This window comes from Tenacibaculum halocynthiae, from assembly GCF_964512825.1.
Lineage (GTDB): Bacteria > Bacteroidota > Bacteroidia > Flavobacteriales > Flavobacteriaceae > Polaribacter > Polaribacter halocynthiae.
In genome coordinates this window covers 36,824-58,046 of record NZ_CAZELG010000012.1, presented here as the reverse complement: position 1 = coordinate 58,046, position 21,223 = coordinate 36,824, and the positions used below count along the sequence as shown (strand labels likewise).

The window sequence follows — 21,223 nt, the reverse complement described above, 5'->3', positions numbered from 1 at the left end:
TTTAATAAATAAAAAATTAAAGACTTTTAATTCCCAGTTAAGAGTTTCTTTCTGTCAAAGAAAGGTTAGGATGGGGTTTTATTATGAGTAAAAAAGAAGTAAAATCAGTAAACTACGGTTTAGAAAAAATATTTGAAGGAGCACAAGATTTCCTTCCATTGTTAGGAACAGATTATGTAGAGTTTTATGTTGGTAATGCAAAACAAGCAGCACACTTTTATAAAACGGCATTCGGTTTTCAATCATTAGCCTACAAAGGTTTAGAAACAGGTTCTACTGATTCAGTAAGCTATGTATTAGTTCAAGATAAAATACGTTTAGTTTTAACGACTCCTTTAAACAGTAAATCACCTATTAATGATCATATTGTGAAGCATGGTGATGGTGTAAAAATAGTAGCTCTTTGGGTAGATGATGCAAGAAGCGCATATGAAGAAACAACCAAGCGTGGGGCGAAGTCTTATATGGAGCCAACTGTTGAAACAGATGAGCATGGTGAAGTTGTTAGAGCTGGAATTTATACTTATGGAGAAACGGTTCATATGTTTGTTGAGCGTAAAAATTATAAAGGTACGTTTATGCCAGGATTCAAAAAGTGGGAATCTGACTATAACCCAACGCCAGTAGGATTAAAATATATTGATCATATGGTTGGAAATGTAGGGTGGAACCAAATGGATGTTTGGGTTAAATGGTATGAAGAAGTAATGGGGTTTGAAAACTTTTTGTCTTTTGATGACAAGCAAATTCATACTGAATACTCAGCTTTAATGAGTAAAGTGATGTCTAATGGAAACGGACGTATTAAGTTTCCTATTAATGAACCAGCTAAAGCAGCGAAAAGATCTCAAATTGAAGAATATTTAGACTTCTATGAAGGAGCAGGAGTGCAACATATTGCAGTAGCTACTGATGATATAATCTCTACTGTAAGTCAATTAAAAGCAAGAGGAGTTGAGTTTTTACCACCACCACCACAAGCATATTATGATGATATTCCTAATAGATTAGGAGAGCATAGAGATATGATGAAAGAAGATATTGGTGAGTTACAAAAGCTATCAATAATGATTGATGCTGATGAAGAAGGATATTTATTACAAATTTTTACAAAACCAGTTGAAGATAGACCTACGTTGTTTTTTGAAATAATTCAAAGAATGGGAGCAAGAGGTTTTGGAGCAGGTAATTTTAAAGCGTTGTTTGAATCTATAGAAAGAGAACAAGCAAAAAGAGGAACGCTCTAAACCTAAATCTTAAGATTAACAGAACCAAGAAAAAGATAAAACTCTAAATTCTTGGTTCTCTTTTTTATAAAAAAATGAATCAGATTTTTAAAAATATTAAATCACCTTTCTCATAAAATTTATTTTAATCAGAATATAAAATAAATTTTAATTAAAAAATAGATAAATGAGTAAAGACGATATATTAAAAGCATTAGAAGAGAAGTATGAAAAATTAGGTGTACCTTTAAATACTATGTTAGAAGGATTGTTGCATAGTACACCTATTACATACTGGGATTATATCCAAACTGATGCTTTGTTAGGTTTACAAATTCCTAGAACAACAGAAAAAGATGAGATGGTTTTTATCATGTATCATCAAGTAAATGAACTGTTGTTTAAAATGATATTATGGGAAATTGATCAAATTTCACTTTCAAAAAAAGTAATAACAGCAGAAAAATTTTCAAAACACTTAATGAGGGTAAGCAGGTATTTTGATATGCTGTGCAGTTCATTTAGTGTAATGGGAGAAGGAATGGATGTTGATCAGTATTTAAAGTTTAGAAATACTTTGGCACCAGCTAGTGGGTTTCAAAGTGCGCAATATCGTAAAATAGAGTTTGCTTCAACAGAGTTAATTAACTTGATTGATGTTAGATATAGAGATACAATTGATCGAGATTCATCTTTTAAAAATGCGTTTGAGCATTTGTATTGGCAAGCGGCTGGTAAAAATCATCAAACAGGAGAGAAAACAATACTTATAAAGCTTTTCGAGAAAAAATATATGGGAGAGTTTATTGAGTTTATGGAAGATTACAATGACTGTAATTTGTCTAAAAAATTCAAAGAATTACCTGAGGATGTTCAAAAGAATGAAGAATTAGTAAAAGCTATGCGTCATTATGATTATACTGTAAATGTAAAATGGGTAATGGCACATTATAATGCTGCAGGAAAATATTTAGGTGGTGGAGAAAAAGATTTAGAAGCAACAGGAGGAAGTAATTGGCGCAAATATATGCATCCAAAATACCAGCGTAGAATATTTTTTCCTTATTTATGGAGTGAAGAAGAATTGAAAAATTGGGGAACCTTTTAAAAAATAAAAAACCATTAATTTATTGAATTAATGGTTTTTTATTTTTGGAATGGTAATTGTCTATTAAATTTCATAAGTTTGAATATTATGAAAATAAATAAACTATTAATAGTATTGCTTTGTTTAGCAATAAATGTTTCATCTCAAGAAAGACCTGTGGCTTTTAAAGGAGGAGAATGGTTGCGTTATAAAATGAGTTACAGTGGTTTTTTAAGAGCTGGAACTGCCGTGTTAGAATTAAAAGATGAAAAGTTAAAAAATAGAAATGTAATTCATGCAACAGGAAGAGGTTGGACTACTGGTATGATAAGTTGGTTTTTTGAAGTGAAAGATAAGTATGAAAGCTATTTTACAGCTGATGAGGTAAAGCCATATTTATTTAAAAGGGATATTAATGAAGGAGGTTTTAAGAAAAAAAGAAATGTGTCTTTTAACTATGAAAATAATACAGCTTATGTACAAGATTTTACAAAGCAAAAAGATAGTGTTATTTCAATAAAGAGTCCTCAAGATATGATATCTACTTTTTATTTTTTAAGAAGTTATGATACTCAGAAAATGAAAAAGGGAGAAGAGATTAATGTAGATATGTTTTTTGATGATAAAAGTTACCCTTTTAAACTTCGTTTTTTAGGTTATGAAACTTTAAAAACAAAATTCGGAAAGGTTAAAACTCAGAAATTTAGACCTTTAGTTCAGGCTGGTAGGGTTTTTAAGGCACAAGAAAGTGTTACGGTTTGGATAACTGCAGATGATAATAAAGTGCCAATTAAAATGAAAGCATCACTAGCTGTTGGGTCGTTACGAGCAGAATTAGAAGCATACAGAGGATTGGCTAATCCTTTCGAAATAATAGTAGATTAACTTTAAGTTGTTTAAGTATTGTTAAAGTGTTAAATACAAATATAAATATTTGTATTTTTGCGAGAATAGGCAATTAAAAACAACCTCCTTGAGAAAAATCACCATTTTACTAGTGTTATTTACTTTTTTATTCTCTTGTAAAAAAGAAGAAAAAAGAGAGATAATTGAGACTAAGGTAATTGAAAAACCAAAACCAGTGCTCTTGTATGGGTTTAATTTAGATAATTATAATGTTGTACATGATACAATAAAAAATGGAGATAGTTTTGGGCTTATTTTAGATAGACATCATGTAATGTATCCTAAAATAAATAAAATAGCCACTACAATTAAAGAAACTTTTGATGTAAGAAGAGTTAGATCTGGAAAACCATATACAATATTGACATCAAAAGATTCAATTAAAAAAGCTCAGGTATTTATTTATAAACATAATAAAGTCAATGCAACAATTATAAATTTTAAAGATTCTGTAATTTCTGCATATAAGCATAAAAAGAAAGTTAAAATTGTAGAAAAAGAAATAGCAGGAGAAATTTATTCTAATTTATCTGTTACTATGGATAGTTTAGGGTTAACACCTACATTGACTAACACAGTAGCAGATATCTATGCATGGACATTAGATTTTTATAGATTGCAAAAAGGTGATAAATTTAAACTTATTTATGAAGAGAAATTTATTAATGATACTGTTTTTGTTGGGTATGGAGAAGTAAAAGCTGGCTTGTTTAATCATAAAGGGGAAGATTTATATGCTTATAAGTTTGTAGCTGACTCTATAAAGAATATAGCTGAATTTTACGATGAGAAAGGAAATATGTTAAGGAGTACTTTTCTAAAATCACCTATAAAGTTTCAGTATAGAATATCTTCACGTTATAATTTAAGAAGAAAGATAGCTTTATATGGTAGAGTTAGAGCGCACCGAGGAACTGATTTTGCTGCTCCTTATGGAACTCCAATAATGTCAACTGCAAGTGGAACAGTTGTTGAATCTGCTAGAAGAGGAGGTAATGGTAATTATGTTAAAGTGAAACATAATAGCACATATAGTACTCAGTATTTGCATATGAAAAGAAGAAAGGTGAGAGTCGGAGATTATGTGAAGCAAGGAGATATTATAGGTTTAGTGGGTATGACAGGTAATACCAGTGGACCTCATGTATGTTATCGTTTTTGGAAAAACGGTAGACAAGTAGATCCATTTCGTGAAAAATTACCTTCAGCTAAGCCATTAAAAGATAGCATTAAGCCAAGATATTTTAAATTTATAGAACCTTTAAAAAAACAATTAGATAGCATCCCTTTTTTTAAAAAAACTACAGCTATTTTTGTTGAAAAAGAAACATTAGCTACCAAGTAATTATGCCTTTAAAAAACATTAATCCTACAAAAACAGAAGCCTGGGCGAAATTAGAAAAGCACTATGGGGAAGCTAAAAATTATCAGCTTAGAAAGTTGTTTAAAGAAGATAAAAATAGAAAAGAAAACTTTTCTATAAATTTTGAAGAGTTACATGTAGATTTTTCTAAAAATCATATAACAAAAGAAACTTTAAGCAAACTTATTTCCTTGGCTGAGGAAATAGATTTGAAAGATGCCATAGAAAAATATTATACAGGTGATAAGATTAATGTGACAGAAGACAGGTCTGTTCTTCATACAGTATTAAGAAGTAATAGTAATGAACCTGTTTTTGTAGATGGTAAAGATGTAAAACCTCCTGTTCAAACCGCTTTAAGAAAAATTAAGGCTTTTAGTAATAAGGTTATTTCAGGAAAATGGAAAGGTTATACAGGTAAAGCTATAACAGATGTAGTTAACATAGGAGTAGGTGGTTCAGATTTAGGACCAAAAATGGTTGTTGAAGGGTTAAAGTTTTATAAAAATAAATTAAATACACATTTTGTTTCAAATGTTGATGGAGACCATGTTTTTGAAATACTAAAAAAATTAAATCCAGAAACTACATTATTTATAGTTGTATCAAAATCATTTAGTACAAAAGAAACGATAACTAATGCAAATACAATAAGAGATTGGTTTTTAAAGTCAGCAACAGTTTTTGATGTAGCAAAACATTTTGTAGCTGTTTCATCAAATATTAATGCGGTACTGAATTTTGGGATAGATAAGAAAAATGTTTTCCCAATGTGGAATTGGGTAGGTGGTCGTTTTTCATTATGGTCAGCTGTTGGGTTATCTATAAGTTTATCTGTTGGATTCGATAACTTTAAGCGTTTGTTAAATGGAGCAGAAAAAATGGATATTCATTTTAGAGAGACTGATTTTGATAAAAACATACCAGTAATTTTAGCATTATTAAGCCTGTGGTATAACAACTTTTTTCGTTGTGATACTGAAGGTGTTTTTGTGTATTCTCAATATTTAAATATATTACCTGAATATTTGCAACAAGCTGTTATGGAAAGTAACGGTAAAGGGGTAGATAGAAATGGTAATGAAGTTACTTATGAAACGGGTACTATAGTTTGGGGTGGAACAGGTACCAATATGCAACATGCATTTATGCAGTTATTGCATCAAGGAACTAAAATAGTTCCTGCTGACTTTATAGGTTTTGAAGAACCATTGAATGGATTAGCAGATCATCATAAAAAATTAATGGCAAACCTTTATGCTCAAACAGAAGCATTGTCTTTTGGTAAAACTAAAGAAGAAGTGCATTTAGAATTGAAAACTAAAGGAGAATTTGAAAAAGTTAACAAACTACTTCCGTATAAGGTGTTTAAAGGGAATAAACAATCCAACACAATTATATTTAAAAAGCTGACACCTGAGTCTTTAGGAATGTTAATTTCAATGTATGAACATAAAGTATTTACTCAAGGAGTTTTATGGAATATTTACTCTTATGATCAATTTGGTGTTGAATTGGGGAAGGAATTAACAGAAAAAATACTATATAGTTAAAATTTTATTAATTAGAATTGTTTCTAATCATTGAGAATAAGTGATTTATTTTAGGTTATCTGAAAAAATGTTAACGTTAAGTTAATATTGGTAAAGTTAAAAATCAGGAATTTTGCCAAGCATTTAATAACAAATTAGATTAGATAATGAAAAAAATTAAAAATGTATTACTTGTGGCTTTGTTTTTTATAACTGCTGCAGTTGTAGGACAAACCAAGATTACTGGTATTGTGGTTGACGAAATGGGTGAACCATTACCAGGAGCAAACGTTGTAGTTAAGGGGACTACTAACGGAATTGGAACTGATTTCAACGGTAAATTTACGTTGAACTCAAAATCTAATTCAGGAGTAGTTGAGGTTTCTTTTGTTGGTTACGACACTAAAAATGTATCTTTTACATCAGCTAAAACCAATTTAGGACAAATTCAATTACAACCATCTAATGTATTAGGGGAAGTAGTTATTACAGGAGTAATTGATATCGCTAAAGATAGACAAACTCCAGTTGCATCTTCTACTATTAGAGCTGAAGAAATTCAAGAGAAGTTAGGGTCTCAAGAGTTTCCTGAAATTTTAAAATCTACACCTTCAGTTTATGCAACTAAACAAGGTGGTGGTTTTGGTGATTCTAGACTTTCTATTAGAGGTTTTGATCAAGAAAATGTTGCTGTTTTAATTAACGGTGTTCCAGTAAATGATATGGAAAATGGTAGAGTATACTGGTCTAACTGGATGGGATTATCTGATGTTACTTCAGCTATGCAAGTACAAAGAGGTTTAGGTTCTTCTAAATTAGCTAATGCTTCTGTTGGAGGTACAGTTAATATTGTAACAAAAACTTCACAACAAAGAGAAGGTGGTAATGTAGGATTTAGTTACGGTAATGATAACTATATGAAATACAGAGCATCATATTCTACAGGTAAATTAGAAAGTGGTCTTTCTGCTTCTATTTTATTAAGTAGAACTCAACAAGATGGTTACGTTGATGGTACAAAAGCTGTTGGGCATAACTATTTTATTGGGTTAGGGTATGCAGTAAATGATGATCACCAATTAGAATTTACTTTTACAGGAGCTCCACAATGGCACAACCAAAGAAGTTATGCTGAATCTATTTCTACTTACCAAAAATATGGAGTAGGTGGAGAGCCAAATATTAAATACAACGCAGCTTGGGGATATTTAAATGGAGAAGAGTTTTCATTTAGAAGAAACTTTTACCACAAGCCTGTTATGTCATTAAACCATGACTGGACAATTTCTGATGCTTCAAAATTATCAACTGTAGTTTATGCTTCATGGGGACGTGGAGGAGGAACAGGTCCTATTGGAGATGTAAATAACATCAGAGACTTTGATTCAAGATTAAGAGATTCTAATGGTATTGTTCGTTTTGATGATATCGCTAAGTGGAATGCTGGAGGAAGTGTTCCTGATTTCGGAGCAGATAGAACTAGTACTATCAGTGATAGAAGTAACGGTTTAACAAGAAGAGCTTCTATGAATTCTCATAACTGGTATGGAGCAGTTGTTAACTTCCATAATGATGCAAATGAAAACTTAAGTTGGGATTTAGGTATTGACGTAAGAACTTATAAAGGAATTCACTATAGAGTTGTAAACAACTTATTAGGAGCTACTGGTTATGTTGATAGCAGAGATAGAAATAACCCAAATAGAAATATTACTGATTTCGTTGAAGCTTCTCCAAGCTTTAACCCTTGGCAAAATATTTCTGATCAACAAAAAATTGAATATTACAATGATGGTAATGTACGTTGGTTAGGTGCTTTTGGACAAGTTGAATACAAAAATGATAAAATATCTACTTACTTACAAGGGGGTATTTCTCAACAAGGTTTCCAAAGAGTTGATTACTTTAACTTAGGAGCTCATAACGGTACTGAACAAGCATCTTCTTTTAAAAATTTAATTGGAGGTAATATTAAAGGAGGACTTAACTGGAACATTAATGAAGCACATAACGTATTCTTTAATGCTGGTTTTATTTCTAAACAACCTTTCTTTAACTCAGTATACACAAGTTTTACTAACAATGATATTAATCCATTCTTAACTAATGAAAAAATCATAAATTATGAAGTTGGTTATGGATTTAGTCATGAAAACTATGCTGTTAAATTAAATGCATATAGAACTTCATGGAAAGATAGATTTTTAAGAGGAAGAGGTTCAGTTAGAGGTAACTTTGTACAAATTAACGGAGTTGAGCAAGTTCACTCTGGAATTGAATTAGAAACTCTTGCTAAGTTTGGTAAACTGAAAATTGAAGGTATGATATCTTTAGGTGACTTTGAGTACAAAGGTGAAGCTATTGGTACTGAGTACGATCAAAACAACGATTTAGTACAAGATAACATTACTTTTTACTTAGATGGAGCTAAAGCTGGTAATCAAGCACAAACAACAGCTAGAGTTGGTTTTACATATGAAGCTACTGAGTCTTTAAAATTTGATATTGATCAATTTTATGCTTCTAGGTTATATGCTAGTATATCTCCAGCTGCTTTTTCTAGTAAAACTACAGCAGCGTTAGGATCTTTACAGCTTCCTGGTCACTCATTAATAAATGCAGGTGTATCATATAAATTAAAGCTTAATGATAAAATGAAATTAAAATTCCGTTTTAACGTTAACAACTTAACTAATGAAGTGTATATTTCTGATTCAGCAACTAATATTCATGCTACATCTGGTTCAACTACTTATAGAGGAATTGATGTAAGAAATAGAGTATACTTTGGTTTCGGAAGAACATGGAATACTTCTGTTAGATTTGAATTTTAATAGTATTTAACTACTAATTAAATATAATTTAAAACCACCTCATATGAGGTGGTTTTTATATATATATAAATTTAGTAAATTTGTGCCCAATTAAAATTTAACAAAAGATGGTTAAGAGTAATAATTCATTTGGGTTTTTTATAGTGTTATTTTGCATTTTAATTAGCACTACAGAAACTTTTTCAAAAGATAATTCCCCAATTACTTCTATAGAGAAAACATCTAAATTTAAGCCGCAAAATGATGTGATTAAATATACATTAACTGATGACGATTATTCATTAGTAGGCAATGGTTTTAGTAATTTTGATATAAGAGAAGGGTACGATGAGGAAACTGTAATGGTTAGGTTAGCAAAAATCAGTAAGATTCTATTAAATAATTTTCCTAACTACAAAAAAGGGCAAAAACTTGCTGTTTCTTACAATGTATGGAAGCCAGGAGATGATGTTTTTGTTATGAATGTTGAGTTTAATGGAACGAAGTATGTTTTACAAAAAAAATAAACTTTAATAAGTAGTTTATAAAAAAAGCTAGATATATAAAAATATCTAGCTTTTTTGTTTTTTTAGTATTCCTAAGAGAGTTACTATTTAATAAGCTCTTTTGTCATTACCTTCATAAAAGTTGATGAAAGCTTGGTTTACTACTCTATGGCCTCCATCAGTAGGATAATCACCAGTAAAGTACCAATCTCCTAAGTTTTCAGGACATGCTTTGTGTAGCTTGCTTACTGGCTGGTATATCACTTCAACATTTGATTTAATTTCAGGAGTTTTAAGCATTTCAGCTATTTTAGCAGAAATTTGTTGATCTGTAAAAGGAGCATATACTTCTTTTACATAATTAACAATATCTTTATCATGATTATTCTGCTGCTCTATACACTTCTGATATACATCATATACTATATGATATTGATTTGTTTCTTTAAGTAGCTCTAAAGCGGCTTTAAATGCTATAAAATCACCTATTCTTGCCATGTCAATACCATAACAATCAGGATAACGAATTTGTGGAGCTGAAGATACAATTACAATTTTCTTAGGTTGTAATCTGTCTAATATTTTAATAATACTTTTCTTTAAAGTTGTTCCACGAACAATACTATCGTCAATGATAACTAAATTGTCAGTAGGCTTTACAACTCCATAAGTAACATCATAAACATGGGCAACTAAGTCATCTCTACTACTATCATCAGTAATAAATGTTCTTAATTTTGCATCTTTAATTGCTATTTTTTCAAATCGCGGACGAGTTGATAAAATTTCAATAACTCTTTCTTTAGATAATTTCCCACCACCGGCTAAAATAGCGTCAGTTTTTTGTTGATTTAATACATCTTCAGCTGCTTCCATCATTCCAAAGAATGAGGTTTCGGCTGTGTTAGGAATATAAGAGAATACAGAATTTTCTATATCACTATTAATAGATTTTAAAACTTCAGGAAAAACAAATTTCCCTAAATTTTTACGCTCTTCATATATACTAGCATCACTACCTCTAGAAAAATAGATACGTTCAAAAGAACAAGCTTTCTTAGGTCTTTGTTCTAGAATAGGAGCCATTGTAGTTTTTCCGTTTTTCTTAATAATTAAAGCGTGACCTCTATCAATTTCTTTAATTTTATCAATGTCAACATTGAAAACAGTTTGTATAACTGGACGTTCAGAAGCTACTACCACCACTTCATCATCTTGATAATAAAAAGCGGGTCTTATAGCAGCTGGGTCTCTTAAAACAAATGCATCACCATGTCCTAATAAACCAGCCATTGCATATCCTCCGTCCCAATTTCTTGATGAACGTTTTAAAATACGTTGTATATCTAGATGTTCTTCAATAAAAGGAGAAGCATCCTTTTTATTTAAACCAACATCTTTAGCTTTTAAATATGTATCAGAAACTTCATCTTCTAAAAAGTGTCCAATTTTTTCCATTACAGTAACTGTATCGGCAGACTCTTTTGGGTGTTGCCCTAAATCAATTAATTCTTTCATTAATTGTTTAGAGTTAGTCATGTTAAAGTTACCAGCAACAATTAAACTTTGATGTCTCCAGTTACTTTGACGTAGAAAAGGGTGTACATTTTCTATGCTATTTCCTCCAAATGTTCCATAACGAACGTGACCTAAAAATAAATTTCCGATATATGGCATATTTTCTTCTTGCCATTGAACATCATCAATTTTATCAGGATTCTTTTCAAAAATACCATTGATTCGCTCATTAACTTGACCAAAAATATCTTGTATTGGTTGTGATTTATTTGAACGAACTCTACTAATATATCTTGTTCCAGGTTCTACATTGAATTTTATACTTGCCATCCCAGCACCGTCTTGACCACGATTGTGCTGTTTTTCCATAAGCAGGTACATTTTGTTAACTCCATAAAATGCGGTACCGTATTTTTCCTTGTAGTATTCTAAAGGTTTTAATAACCTTACCATAGCAATTCCACATTCATGTTTTAAAGCGTCGCTCATTTATAAAAGTGTTTATTAGTTGTGTTTTTTAGTGTTGTTGTGTATAAAAAAATCCGCAGTTTATCTGCGGACTTGTATATTATGATAATTCTATGTCAAATTGTGTTAGCTCTTTAAACGCTTGTAAGCGTTCTTGAACTTCATCTTTCGTAAGTTCTTCCATTCGTTGAGTTCCAAACTTTTCAACACAAAAAGAAGCTAAGTTTGAACCATAAATAATGGCGTTTTTCATATTCTCAAAAGAGATGTCCTCAGTTTTTGCTAAAAATCCACAAAAACCACCAGCAAAAGTATCACCAGCACCAGTTGGGTCAAAAACTTCAGCTAAAGGTAATGCAGGAGCAAAAAACATTTTACCTTCATTGAATAATAAAGCTCCATGTTCTCCTTTCTTTATTACTACATATTTAGGTCCCATTTCATGAATTTTCTTTGCAGCATTTACTAAAGAATATTCACCACTCAATTGTCTAGCCTCTTCGTCATTAATAGTAATTACATCAACACGCTTTAATACTTCATGTAAATCATTTAAAGCAATGTCCATCCAGAAATTCATAGTATCTAAAACTACTAACTTAGGTCTTTCATTCATTTGATCTAATACAGAAGCTTGAGTTAATGGATGTAAGTTTCCTAACATCACAATTTCTGAATCTTTGAATACTTTAGGAACTACTGGTTTAAAATGTTCTAAAACATTTAATTCAGTAATAAGAGTATCACGAGAGTTCATGTCATTGTGATATTTACCACTCCAAAAAAACGTTTTACCATCTTTAACAATTTCTATTCCATCAGTATTAATTCCTTTGTTCTTCATCATATCTAAATATGATTCTGGGAAATCACCACCAACAACAGAAACTACACCAGTTTCAACGCCAAATTGAGCAGCAGCCAAACTTACAAATGTTCCTGATCCTCCTAAAATTTTATCTGTTTTACCAAAAGGTGTTTCAATAGCATCAAAAGCTACAGTACCAACCGCTAATAATTTACTCATAAGTTTAATTTAACCTTTCCAAAAGGAAAGAACTTTTTACTGTTTTAAGTCAGGTTTTATAACAATACCTAACAAAAATTAATAATTATGTTCACTTTATTTTTTATAAGCATAAAAATGCCTTTTTTGTCGTAATTTTGCACTTTTAATACAAAACCAGTCTTAGACTGTGCAAAAATAGTTTTAAAAAATGACTATCAAAGAAATACAAGAAGAAATTATTGATGAGTTCTTAATGTTTGATGACTGGATGGAACGTTATGAATACATTATTGAGTTAGGTAAATCATTACCTTTAATAGATGATACTTATAAATTAGATGAGAATTTAATAAAAGGATGTCAATCTAAAGTATGGTTACATTCTAGTTTAGAAGGAGATATTGTTACATTTACTGCAGATAGTGATGCTATTTTAACCAAAGGTATAGTGGCTTTATTGTTAAGAGTTTTTTCAAATCAAACACCTAAAGCTATTTTAGAAGCGGATACTGGTTTTATTGATGAAATTGGGTTGAAAGAACATTTAAGTCCAACAAGAGCAAATGGGTTAGTGTCTATGGTTAAGCAAATAAAAATGTATGCGATAGCTCAGCAAACTAAATTGACAAATTAAAATATTAATTATGACTGAAGAGAATTTAGAAGATTTAGGAGATAAAATAGTACGTGTTATAAAAACAATTTTTGATCCAGAAATACCTGTAGATATTTATGAATTAGGACTGATTTACGACGTTTTTATATCTGAGGAAAATGATGCGAAAATTTTAATGACCTTAACATCTCCTAATTGTCCAGTAGCTGAAACTTTACCAGTAGAGGTAGAAGAAAAAGTGAAAACATTAAAAGAGATTAATAATTGCGAAGTAGAAATTACTTTTGACCCTACTTGGACGCAAGATATGATGAGTGAAGAAGCAAAATTAGAGTTAGGTCTTTTATAAGTTTAAAAATGACTGAAGAAATTATAAATAGAGTAGCAAGTAGTAAATTAATTACTATTGACTTAGAAGATTATTATCCAAATGGTACTAGAGTAGTTTTTGATATTAAAGATTGGCTTTTTCAAGAGTTAATTTTAAAAGAAAAAGACTTTAGACAGGATGTTAAAAATCATGATTGGTCTCAATATGAAAATTCGTTTGTTGCTTTAACTTGCAGCTCAGATGCTATAATACCTTCTTGGGCATACTTGTTATTAACTACGGAATTGTCACTGTATGCAAAAAAAGTAGTAATTGGTAATTTAGAGCTACTTGAAACTGTTTTATACCAAGGAATAATTAATGAACTTGATATTAATAGTTTTAAAGATAAGCCTGTAATAATTAAAGGATGTGCTAATAAACCTATACCTCCTTCTGCATATACTTTGCTAATTGAAAAAATTCAACCTATAGCAAAAACTATTATGTTTGGTGAAGCATGTTCAACAGTACCTTTATTTAAAAGAAAATAATTAATCTTATTTGTAAAGTATTTGTAAAATGAAGAAAATTCTTTTTACGCTATTAATTAGTTGTTCATTAATTAGTTTTTCTCAAGAAAAAAAAGACAGTATCCCTAAAAAATGGGAAGTTACAGGTAAGCTTGTTTTTTTGTTTAATCAATCTACATTTTCTAATTGGGTTGCTGGTGGTAGTAATACTATTGCTGGAAATATTGCCATAAATTATGATTTTAATTACAACAAAAATAATTGGCGTTGGGATAATAAGATTACTTCAATTTATGGGTTAAGTTATGTAGATGGGCAAGGGGTTAGAAAAACAGGAGACCGATTTGAATACAACTCTTTATTAGGGTTAAAAGCAGATAAATATTGGTTTTTTTCCTTTTTAAGTAATTTTAGAACTCAATATACACGAGGATACGATTATAAAAAAACACCAAAGTTACCTATTTCAGATTTTTTATCACCAGCTTATTGGAGTTTTGGGCCTGGTATGTTGTGGAAAAAATCTGACAATCAAAGAATAAATATAGCGCCAGCTACTGCAAGATTTACATTTGTTTCTGATGAGTTTTCTGGAAAATACGGTGTGGCTAAAGGTGATAATTCAAGTTTTAGTTTAGGGTTTAACTTATCTGCATATTTTAAGTTTGATGTAATGAAAGATGTTCAAATGGAGAATATTTTAACTGTGTATTCTGATTATTTAAATAGCCCTCAAAATATTGATATTGACTATCAAATGCGATTTTTTATCAAGATAAATGAGTATCTTTCTATGAATTTAGGTTTTCATGCCATCATAGATGATAATGCCTCTAGTAAAATACAGTTCAAACAGGTATTTGGTTTAGGGCTAAATTATATTTTCCATAAAGGGTGACTTTTGTAAAATTAGGTTGTCTTAAACAAAAGTAAAGGCGTACTTTTGCGCCCCTAAAATTTAAATTATTTTAAAGTGATGAAAAAAATAGTAGCTATCGCAATGTTATTTGGAACGTTAGTAGTTAACGCCCAAGAAAAAAAAGAAGAGCCAAAAGAAGGATGGAAAAGAGGAGGAAACATTTCTTTTTTATTCAATCAATCTGCATTTAATAATTGGTTAGCTGGAGGTGTTAATAATATTTCAGGAACATTAGGGATAAATTACGATTTCAATTATGCTAAAGGAGATTGGACTTGGGATAATAAAATTATTGCTTCTTATGGTTTAACAAAAATAAAAAATGAAGGTGCTAAAAAAACAGATGATCGTTTTGAGCTTAACTCTTTAGCAGGTAAAAAAGCTTCTGGAAGTTGGTATTATTCTGCTTTTTTTAATTTTAAAACACAAATGTCTTCAACATATAATGAAGGTATTCAACAATCTCATTTTTTCTCTCCTGCTTACTTTCAGTTTGGTCCAGGTATGTTATGGAAAAAATCGGAAAATTTAAAAGTTAATTTTGCACCAGCAACTTCAAAATTAATTATTGTTGATAATCAATTTACTGCTGGTTTACCTGCTGGAGCAAGTTATTTTGGTGTTAAACCAGGCGAAACTACTAGATATGAACTTGGAGCTGCAATAAACGGGTATTATAAAATAAATATTATGGAAAATGTATCTGTTGAAAATATCTTAAATTTATATAGTAATTATTTAGATGAAGCTCAAAATGTAGATATTGATTATACAGTTAATGTTGTAATGAAAATTAATAAATACTTATCAGCTAATTTAGCACTACAAGCAATTTATGATGATAATGCGTATGAAGGTTTTCAAACAAGAGAAATTTTTGGTTTAGGAGTAAACTATAATTTCTAAGATAATTATAAAAGTATTTTATAAAAAGACTGCCTTTTTAGGCAGTCTTTTTTGTTTGAATTTGGTTATATGAAATTATGATCTTGTAAGCAAAATTGTTTTTGGCACAAAATTTGAAAATGTTTAAACATAACCATAATAATTAATGCTTATGAAACGTATAAAATTACTTTTACTATTAATAATAACAGGAACTACATTAACCTCTTGTGTTGTTACAAATGATGAATTTATAGATGATGCTGTTTCATTAAATGAACTTATTTCTAGTTACGATTTATGGTATATAGATTATCATAAAACTCAAGGTTCAGGAGATGTTCCTTTTATATCCAAAGCTTTTACGGTATCATTTTTAAGTGGTAGAATGTATGCAAATAATAATATAGTAGATATAGGAAAAACAGGGAATGGACTTGGGATCTCAGTTGGACGATATGGTGTTTTTAATAATGTTCTTGAAACCAGCCATAATTTAGATGGAAATTATGATTTTGAAGTAGTTCAATTATCTGATAATGAAATAAGAATTGATTATTTATCGCAAAATGTTAGTTATTATTTAGTTGGATACCAAGTTAATAACTTTGATTATGATAAATTGTTTTACGAGAATATAGAATATTTTTTACAAGAATACATAGCTTGGGAAAGAACTGATGCTAAAGGAGGAACTTCAAATGTGTTTGATAAAGAGCATTTTTTACAGTTCACACCAGAAAATGACGTGACTTTTTATTCATCTCATGATGTGTTTGGCACAAATATTGATAATATAAAGTGGGATTTCATTGGAGGCTATGAAGTAGCTGATGTTAGAGGATATAATGATCTAAAAGTTTTAACACTTAATTATGATAGTGGAGATACTGAGAAATTTGAATTAAGCGTTATAAATGATGAAACGGTATCTTTATACCATTTACGATCTGAAACAACGTATACATTTTCTGGAAGAGGATTTGTACAATATTTAAAAGGAGATAAAAAAAGAGGTGCGAAACAAGCTGTAAGGAACAGTGGAAGAAAACGTACTAAGATAAAGAGACAAACCGTTCAAAGAAAGGTTTTAAAATAAAGTTTGGTTAGTTGATTTTTGGTTGGTTATTTTTAATAACCAATTGAAATAAACCGCTCCGAGAGGAGCGGTTTTTTATTTTTTATAACATCTTGTTTACATAAAAAAAATTACCTTTATAGAAATTACACTTAAAATGAGAAAAACTGCTTTTATAACAGGTGCTACATCAGGAATAGGAAAAGCGACAGCTATGTTTTTTGCTAAAAACAATATTAACTTGGTAATTTGCGGAAGGCGTGTTGAAAAGTTAAAAACTCTAGAAAAAGAGCTTTTAAAATATACTAAAGTACATACATTACAATTTGATGTTCGTTTTAAAGATCAAGTAGAAAAAGCAATCAATAGTTTGCCAGATGACTTTAAAAAAATAGATGTTCTTATTAATAATGCAGGAAACGCTCATGGATTAAGTTCTATTCAAGAAGGAAGTATTGATGATTGGGATGCTATGATTGATGGTAATGTAAAAGGACTATTATATGTTTCAAAATCAATAATTCCTCAAATGGTTGAGAGAAATGATGGTTTTATTGTAAATATAGGCTCTATTGCAGGAAAAGAAGTGTATCCTAATGGTAACGTTTATTGTGCGTCTAAGTTTGCTGTAAATGCTTTAAATAAAGGAATGCGTTTAGATTTAAATAAACATAATATTCGTGTTTGTGCAATACATCCAGGTTTAGTTGAAACAGAGTTTTCAGATGTACGATTTAAAGGAGATACAAATAAAGCTAAAACTGTTTATCAGGGATATAAAGCATTACAAGCAGAAGATATTGCTGATATTATTCATTTTGTGATAACAAGGCCTTATCATGTAAATATTGAAGATTTAATAGTGTATCCTACTGCGCAAGCAAGCGCTACAGTTTTAAATAAAAATTAATAAAAAGTGATTAACAAACGGCTTTTAATTAAGAATTTACTTTCTAAAAATGATGAAAATAGCTTTTATGATAAGAAGCAACAGTTGTCATTAAATTCAAGAGAAGGAAAGGCTAAATTTATAAAGCATGTTTGTGCACTGTCTAACTCTAATCCTGATAATAATTCATATATAGTTATTGGGGTAGAAGATGAGAAGAATAAAATTATTGGAGTTGATTTTTTTGATGATAGCAAAATCCAAAATTTGGTAAATGCATATTTAAATAATCCTCCTAAGATTGAGTATGAAAATGTACCATTTCCTAGATTACCTCGCTATAAAGTAGTAGGATTAGTTACTATATACCCTAATAATGAAATGTCATCGTTAAAAAAAACAGCTTGGAAGTATCCAAAAGGAGCGGTTTTTTATAGAAGAGGAAGTAATTCAATACCAGTTGAAGGTTTTTTTGAAGTAAAAAATACAAATCAACCTATTGTTGAGGCTATTGAAAAAAATGCTAGGAATAATATAGAGTTAACATTGAATGGGGTTTTTGATTTTTTTAAAAAACATAAAAAAGAATACAATCCTCAATATAAGGTGTTTAAAGAGCAATTTGTGTTGTGCTGGGCAGGAAAAGAAACTTTAATAAATAAAGAGGTTTATTTTTCACGAGTAGACATAGAGTTAGTTAATGAACAAGTACGATTATTCTTTTCTGATTTAGATGATGTTCAAATTTCTTTCAATGAGCATTCGTTTATTATAACTGAATATATTTTGTTAGGTATAGATACTAGTGAAAAAAGATATCCATTAGAGAAAACAATTATTCATTTTAAAGATAATGGAATACACGATATAGCTTCAGAGTTTTTGTTTGAACCCCCTCAATTTGATAAAAAAATATTGCACCATATTTACAATACTAATAATAGTATAGTTTCAAAAATTGAAAAAGAAATTTCTTTAACTTTAACTGAGCAGGTAGATGTTTTAAAGCTTCCTACAACTTATTTAATTTGTTATTTGAATGGTTTTTTAGAGGCATCAAAACAATTAAAGAAAGCAAAAAACTATATTCGAGATTTGGAGGATAAAACAACTTATGTAAAGTATAAAGAAGCATTACGTGTATTACGTAAAGTAAAGTACAGTTAAAAAGACGTTAGTGTTTATTTACCAACGCCTTTTTTGAAAAACTAGTTATTAGGTTGGTTACTCATTTCAAAAATTATTTCACCACCATTAGTTATATCATGATGCGAAAGCAAAAAGGATTCTAGTTTTTTACCATTAACCAAAACATTTTTTACAAATACATTTTCTTTACTTTGTTTTTTTACTGTGATTTTTAATGTTTTTCCATTTTCTAAATGAATTGTAGCGTTCTTAATGTTAGGGCTACCAATGGCATAATAAGGAGATCCAGGAGTTACGGGGTAAAACCCTAGGCTACTAAATATATACCAAGCACTCATTTGACCCGCATCATCATTCCCACATAACCCTTCTACAGAGGGCGCATACATACTGTCCATAATCATACGAACACGTTTTTGAGTTTTTTCTGGATGCCCTGTCCAATTATATAAGTATGGAATATGATGCCCAGGTTCATTACCATGTACATAATTACCTATAATTCCATCACGAGTTATGTCTTCATGATTAGCTATGTATTTATCATCAATTTCTGTGGTAAATAATTCATCTAATTGTTTACTAAACTTTTCTTTTCCTCCCATCATTTTAATCATTTCATCTATATTTTGTGGTACATATAAGCCATAGTTCCACGCGTTTCCTTCAATAAATCCTTGTCCATGAGTGTCCATTGGATCAAAATTTTCTCTAAAAGAACCATTAGTTAATCTTGGTCTCATAAAACCAATGGAAGAATCATACACATTTTTATAGTACTCTGATCTTGATAAGTATTCTTTTTCAATACTAATATCTCCAGTTTTTTTAGCTACTTGAGCAATACACCAATCATTATAAGCATACTCTAATGTTTTTGAGACTGAAGAATGGCTTTTGTCATCTGGAACATATTTGTATTTCATGTATTCACCAATGCCGTCAAAATATTTTACAGTTGCCGTATTAGTTGAAGCTTTTAAAGCATGATTTTTGTTAAAATCCCCTACGTTTTTAACCATAGCATCTGCAATTACTGAAGTAGCATGATATCCAATCATACACCAATTTTCATTAGCATAATGGCTCCAAATAGGTAGCATTTTATGTACACTTTGATCATGATGGGCTAGCATTGATTTTATCATGTCGTTATTTCTCTTAGGTTGTGTAATGTTGTATAAAGGATGTAATGCCCTATAAGTATCCCAAAGAGAAAAAATAGTGTAATTGGTAAAACCATCAGAAGTGTAAATGTTTTGATCTAATCCACGATATTTTCCGTCTACATCTTCATATAAAATAGGTGACAAGTTGGTATGATATAAAGCAGTATAAAATGTAGTTTTATCATTTTCGGTTAATGTTTCTACTTCAATTTTTTGTAGTTCTTTGTTCCAATTAGCTTTAGTTTTTTCTCTGACTTTGTTAAAATCCCAATGTGGTATTTCAGTTTTTAAATTATTTAAAGCTCCATTAGTACTTACTGGAGACAAAGCAAACTTTATATTTATTTTTTCACCCTCTTCAGTATTGAAATTAAAATAGGCTCTAATATCTTTTCCGGCCATTTCAGGAAAGTTTTTATTTTGTTTAAACCTTCTATAAAAGCCATCATAAGTTTCTTTATTGTATTTCTTATGACCATAACTTTTAAAAGGCTTAGAAAACTGCATAGCAAAGAAAACTTTTTTAGTTCTTGCCCATCCTTTAGTTTGCCTGTATCCAGTTACTAACGTATCATTTTCTACACGAATAAATGTCCATACATTTTTATTATTGTGATGATATACATTATAAACTAAATCTAAAATAATATGTGAATCTTCTGATTTTGGAAAAGTATATTGATGAAAACCAACACGTTCGCTAGCTGTTAATTCAGCTTTTATGCCATAACTATCCAGATTTACACTATAGTAACCAGGTGATGCTTTTTCTTTAGTGTGAGAAAACGTAGAATAAAAACCTTTAGAATTGTCTGCCTTTTTTAAAGGATCTAGTACTAAATTACCTGTAGTAGGCATTACTAAAAAATCACCCAAATCTGCATGACCTGTTCCACTAAAGTTAGTGTGAGCAAAACCAATAATGGTTGAATCTTTATATTGATATCCTGCACAATATTCATACGTTTTTTTATTGTATGAACCATCTTTATTGAACATTACTTCAAAGTTAGTTTGAGGGCTTAGTTGAACCATTCCAAAAGGAGCAGTTGCTCCAGGAAATACATGTCCCATTTTACTGGTTCCTATAGTAGGATTCACATATTTTGTAAAATCTATATTTGATTTACTCTCAACAATATTATCTGTTGATTTTTTTTGACAACTTATTCCTAAAAGAAATAAGCTTAAAAGAAAAGGGAATTTAATTGAAGGTTTCATAATTTTTAATAAAAAGGTGTTTGTAG

At 30.0% G+C, this 21,223-nt stretch carries 18 protein-coding genes; 15 read left to right on the top strand and 3 right to left on the bottom strand.

Annotated elements, in window-relative coordinates:
- Positions 1 to 83: 83 nt before the first annotated feature.
- The 7 genes from hppD (at position 84) to ACKTTQ_RS03580 (ending at position 9,454) form a co-directional block, all read left to right on the top strand.
- Positions 84 to 1,247: a 4-hydroxyphenylpyruvate dioxygenase gene (hppD, locus tag ACKTTQ_RS03610; RefSeq protein WP_093869697.1), complete on the top strand. Its 1,164-nt coding sequence runs from the start codon at positions 84 to 86 to the stop codon at positions 1,245 to 1,247.
- A gap of 166 nt (positions 1,248 to 1,413) precedes the next feature.
- Positions 1,414 to 2,334 (top strand): tryptophan 2,3-dioxygenase family protein, encoded by a 921-nt coding sequence (locus tag ACKTTQ_RS03605; protein ID WP_093869698.1) that lies wholly within the window; start codon positions 1,414 to 1,416, stop codon positions 2,332 to 2,334.
- Positions 2,335 to 2,421: 87 nt separating this feature from the next.
- Positions 2,422 to 3,198: a DUF3108 domain-containing protein gene (locus ACKTTQ_RS03600; protein WP_093871975.1), complete on the top strand. Its 777-nt coding sequence runs from the start codon at positions 2,422 to 2,424 to the stop codon at positions 3,196 to 3,198.
- A gap of 88 nt (positions 3,199 to 3,286) precedes the next feature.
- On the top strand, positions 3,287 to 4,564 hold the full coding sequence (locus tag ACKTTQ_RS03595) for a peptidoglycan DD-metalloendopeptidase family protein (RefSeq protein WP_299133153.1): 1,278 nt from the start codon (positions 3,287 to 3,289) through the stop codon (positions 4,562 to 4,564).
- A gap of 2 nt (positions 4,565 to 4,566) precedes the next feature.
- On the top strand, positions 4,567 to 6,135 hold the full coding sequence (pgi, locus tag ACKTTQ_RS03590; RefSeq protein WP_408048429.1) for a glucose-6-phosphate isomerase: 1,569 nt from the start codon (positions 4,567 to 4,569) through the stop codon (positions 6,133 to 6,135).
- Positions 6,136 to 6,281: 146 nt separating this feature from the next.
- Positions 6,282 to 8,948, top strand: coding sequence for a TonB-dependent receptor (locus tag ACKTTQ_RS03585; RefSeq protein ID WP_093869701.1), 2,667 nt, complete (start codon positions 6,282 to 6,284; stop codon positions 8,946 to 8,948).
- A 107-nt stretch (positions 8,949 to 9,055) separates the two neighbouring features.
- A complete protein-coding gene (locus ACKTTQ_RS03580) occupies positions 9,056 to 9,454 on the top strand; it encodes a hypothetical protein (protein WP_093869702.1) in 399 nt (132 codons plus the stop codon).
- A gap of 87 nt (positions 9,455 to 9,541) precedes the next feature.
- Here the strand turns inward: ACKTTQ_RS03580 and ACKTTQ_RS03575 are convergent, their stop codons facing one another.
- Positions 9,542 to 11,440, bottom strand: a complete 1,899-nt coding sequence (locus ACKTTQ_RS03575; protein WP_093869703.1) for an amidophosphoribosyltransferase — start codon at positions 11,438 to 11,440, stop codon at positions 9,542 to 9,544.
- Positions 11,441 to 11,519: 79 nt separating this feature from the next.
- Complete coding sequence (locus ACKTTQ_RS03570) at positions 11,520 to 12,446, bottom strand: PfkB family carbohydrate kinase (RefSeq protein WP_093869704.1); 927 nt, start codon at positions 12,444 to 12,446, stop codon at positions 11,520 to 11,522.
- A 190-nt stretch (positions 12,447 to 12,636) separates the two neighbouring features.
- Between ACKTTQ_RS03570 and ACKTTQ_RS03565 the strand changes: the two genes are divergently transcribed.
- From ACKTTQ_RS03565 to ACKTTQ_RS03530, 8 genes are all read left to right on the top strand, one after another.
- Entirely contained in the window at positions 12,637 to 13,062 is a 426-nt protein-coding gene (locus ACKTTQ_RS03565; protein WP_408048428.1) for a SufE family protein, read from the top strand.
- A gap of 10 nt (positions 13,063 to 13,072) precedes the next feature.
- Positions 13,073 to 13,393 carry an iron-sulfur cluster assembly protein gene (locus ACKTTQ_RS03560; RefSeq protein ID WP_093869706.1) on the top strand — a complete coding sequence of 107 codons (321 nt, stop codon included), beginning with the start codon at positions 13,073 to 13,075 and terminating at the stop codon, positions 13,391 to 13,393.
- An 8-nt stretch (positions 13,394 to 13,401) separates the two neighbouring features.
- Positions 13,402 to 13,908 carry a DUF2480 family protein gene (locus ACKTTQ_RS03555; RefSeq protein ID WP_408048427.1) on the top strand — a complete coding sequence of 169 codons (507 nt, stop codon included), beginning with the start codon at positions 13,402 to 13,404 and terminating at the stop codon, positions 13,906 to 13,908.
- A 28-nt stretch (positions 13,909 to 13,936) separates the two neighbouring features.
- Positions 13,937 to 14,785: a DUF3078 domain-containing protein gene (locus ACKTTQ_RS03550; protein ID WP_408048426.1), complete on the top strand. Its 849-nt coding sequence runs from the start codon at positions 13,937 to 13,939 to the stop codon at positions 14,783 to 14,785.
- Positions 14,786 to 14,863: 78 nt separating this feature from the next.
- Entirely contained in the window at positions 14,864 to 15,712 is an 849-nt protein-coding gene (locus tag ACKTTQ_RS03545) for a DUF3078 domain-containing protein (RefSeq protein ID WP_299133168.1), read from the top strand.
- A gap of 151 nt (positions 15,713 to 15,863) precedes the next feature.
- Positions 15,864 to 16,790 (top strand): hypothetical protein, encoded by a 927-nt coding sequence (locus ACKTTQ_RS03540; RefSeq protein WP_408048425.1) that lies wholly within the window; start codon positions 15,864 to 15,866, stop codon positions 16,788 to 16,790.
- 136 nt (positions 16,791 to 16,926) lie between these two features.
- Positions 16,927 to 17,679, top strand: coding sequence for an SDR family NAD(P)-dependent oxidoreductase (locus tag ACKTTQ_RS03535; protein WP_113786141.1), 753 nt, complete (start codon positions 16,927 to 16,929; stop codon positions 17,677 to 17,679).
- Positions 17,680 to 17,685: 6 nt separating this feature from the next.
- Entirely contained in the window at positions 17,686 to 18,825 is a 1,140-nt protein-coding gene (locus tag ACKTTQ_RS03530) for an ATP-binding protein (RefSeq protein ID WP_299133174.1), read from the top strand.
- Positions 18,826 to 18,866: 41 nt separating this feature from the next.
- Here the strand turns inward: ACKTTQ_RS03530 and ACKTTQ_RS03525 are convergent, their stop codons facing one another.
- Positions 18,867 to 21,197, bottom strand: a complete 2,331-nt coding sequence (locus tag ACKTTQ_RS03525; protein WP_408048424.1) for a GH92 family glycosyl hydrolase — start codon at positions 21,195 to 21,197, stop codon at positions 18,867 to 18,869.
- Positions 21,198 to 21,223: the final 26 nt, after the last annotated feature.

Bases quoted from the DNA above. Each gene is read 5' to 3' on its own strand.
- hppD (WP_093869697.1), top strand. From the start codon at position 84: ATGAGTAAAAAAGAAGTAAAATCAGTAAACTACGGTTTAGAAAAAATA.
- ACKTTQ_RS03605 (WP_093869698.1), top strand. From the start codon at position 1,414: ATGAGTAAAGACGATATATTAAAAGCATTAGAAGAGAAGTATGAAAAA.
- ACKTTQ_RS03600 (WP_093871975.1), top strand. From the start codon at position 2,422: ATGAAAATAAATAAACTATTAATAGTATTGCTTTGTTTAGCAATAAAT.
- pgi (WP_408048429.1), top strand. From the start codon at position 4,567: ATGCCTTTAAAAAACATTAATCCTACAAAAACAGAAGCCTGGGCGAAA.
- ACKTTQ_RS03585 (WP_093869701.1), top strand. From the start codon at position 6,282: ATGAAAAAAATTAAAAATGTATTACTTGTGGCTTTGTTTTTTATAACT.
- ACKTTQ_RS03580 (WP_093869702.1), top strand. From the start codon at position 9,056: ATGGTTAAGAGTAATAATTCATTTGGGTTTTTTATAGTGTTATTTTGC.
- ACKTTQ_RS03575 (WP_093869703.1), bottom strand. From the start codon at position 11,440: ATGAGCGACGCTTTAAAACATGAATGTGGAATTGCTATGGTAAGGTTA.
- ACKTTQ_RS03570 (WP_093869704.1), bottom strand. From the start codon at position 12,446: ATGAGTAAATTATTAGCGGTTGGTACTGTAGCTTTTGATGCTATTGAA.
- ACKTTQ_RS03565 (WP_408048428.1), top strand. From the start codon at position 12,637: ATGACTATCAAAGAAATACAAGAAGAAATTATTGATGAGTTCTTAATG.
- ACKTTQ_RS03560 (WP_093869706.1), top strand. From the start codon at position 13,073: ATGACTGAAGAGAATTTAGAAGATTTAGGAGATAAAATAGTACGTGTT.
- ACKTTQ_RS03555 (WP_408048427.1), top strand. From the start codon at position 13,402: ATGACTGAAGAAATTATAAATAGAGTAGCAAGTAGTAAATTAATTACT.
- ACKTTQ_RS03550 (WP_408048426.1), top strand. From the start codon at position 13,937: ATGAAGAAAATTCTTTTTACGCTATTAATTAGTTGTTCATTAATTAGT.
- ACKTTQ_RS03545 (WP_299133168.1), top strand. From the start codon at position 14,864: ATGAAAAAAATAGTAGCTATCGCAATGTTATTTGGAACGTTAGTAGTT.
- ACKTTQ_RS03540 (WP_408048425.1), top strand. From the start codon at position 15,864: ATGAAACGTATAAAATTACTTTTACTATTAATAATAACAGGAACTACA.
- ACKTTQ_RS03535 (WP_113786141.1), top strand. From the start codon at position 16,927: ATGAGAAAAACTGCTTTTATAACAGGTGCTACATCAGGAATAGGAAAA.
- ACKTTQ_RS03525 (WP_408048424.1), bottom strand. From the start codon at position 21,197: ATGAAACCTTCAATTAAATTCCCTTTTCTTTTAAGCTTATTTCTTTTA.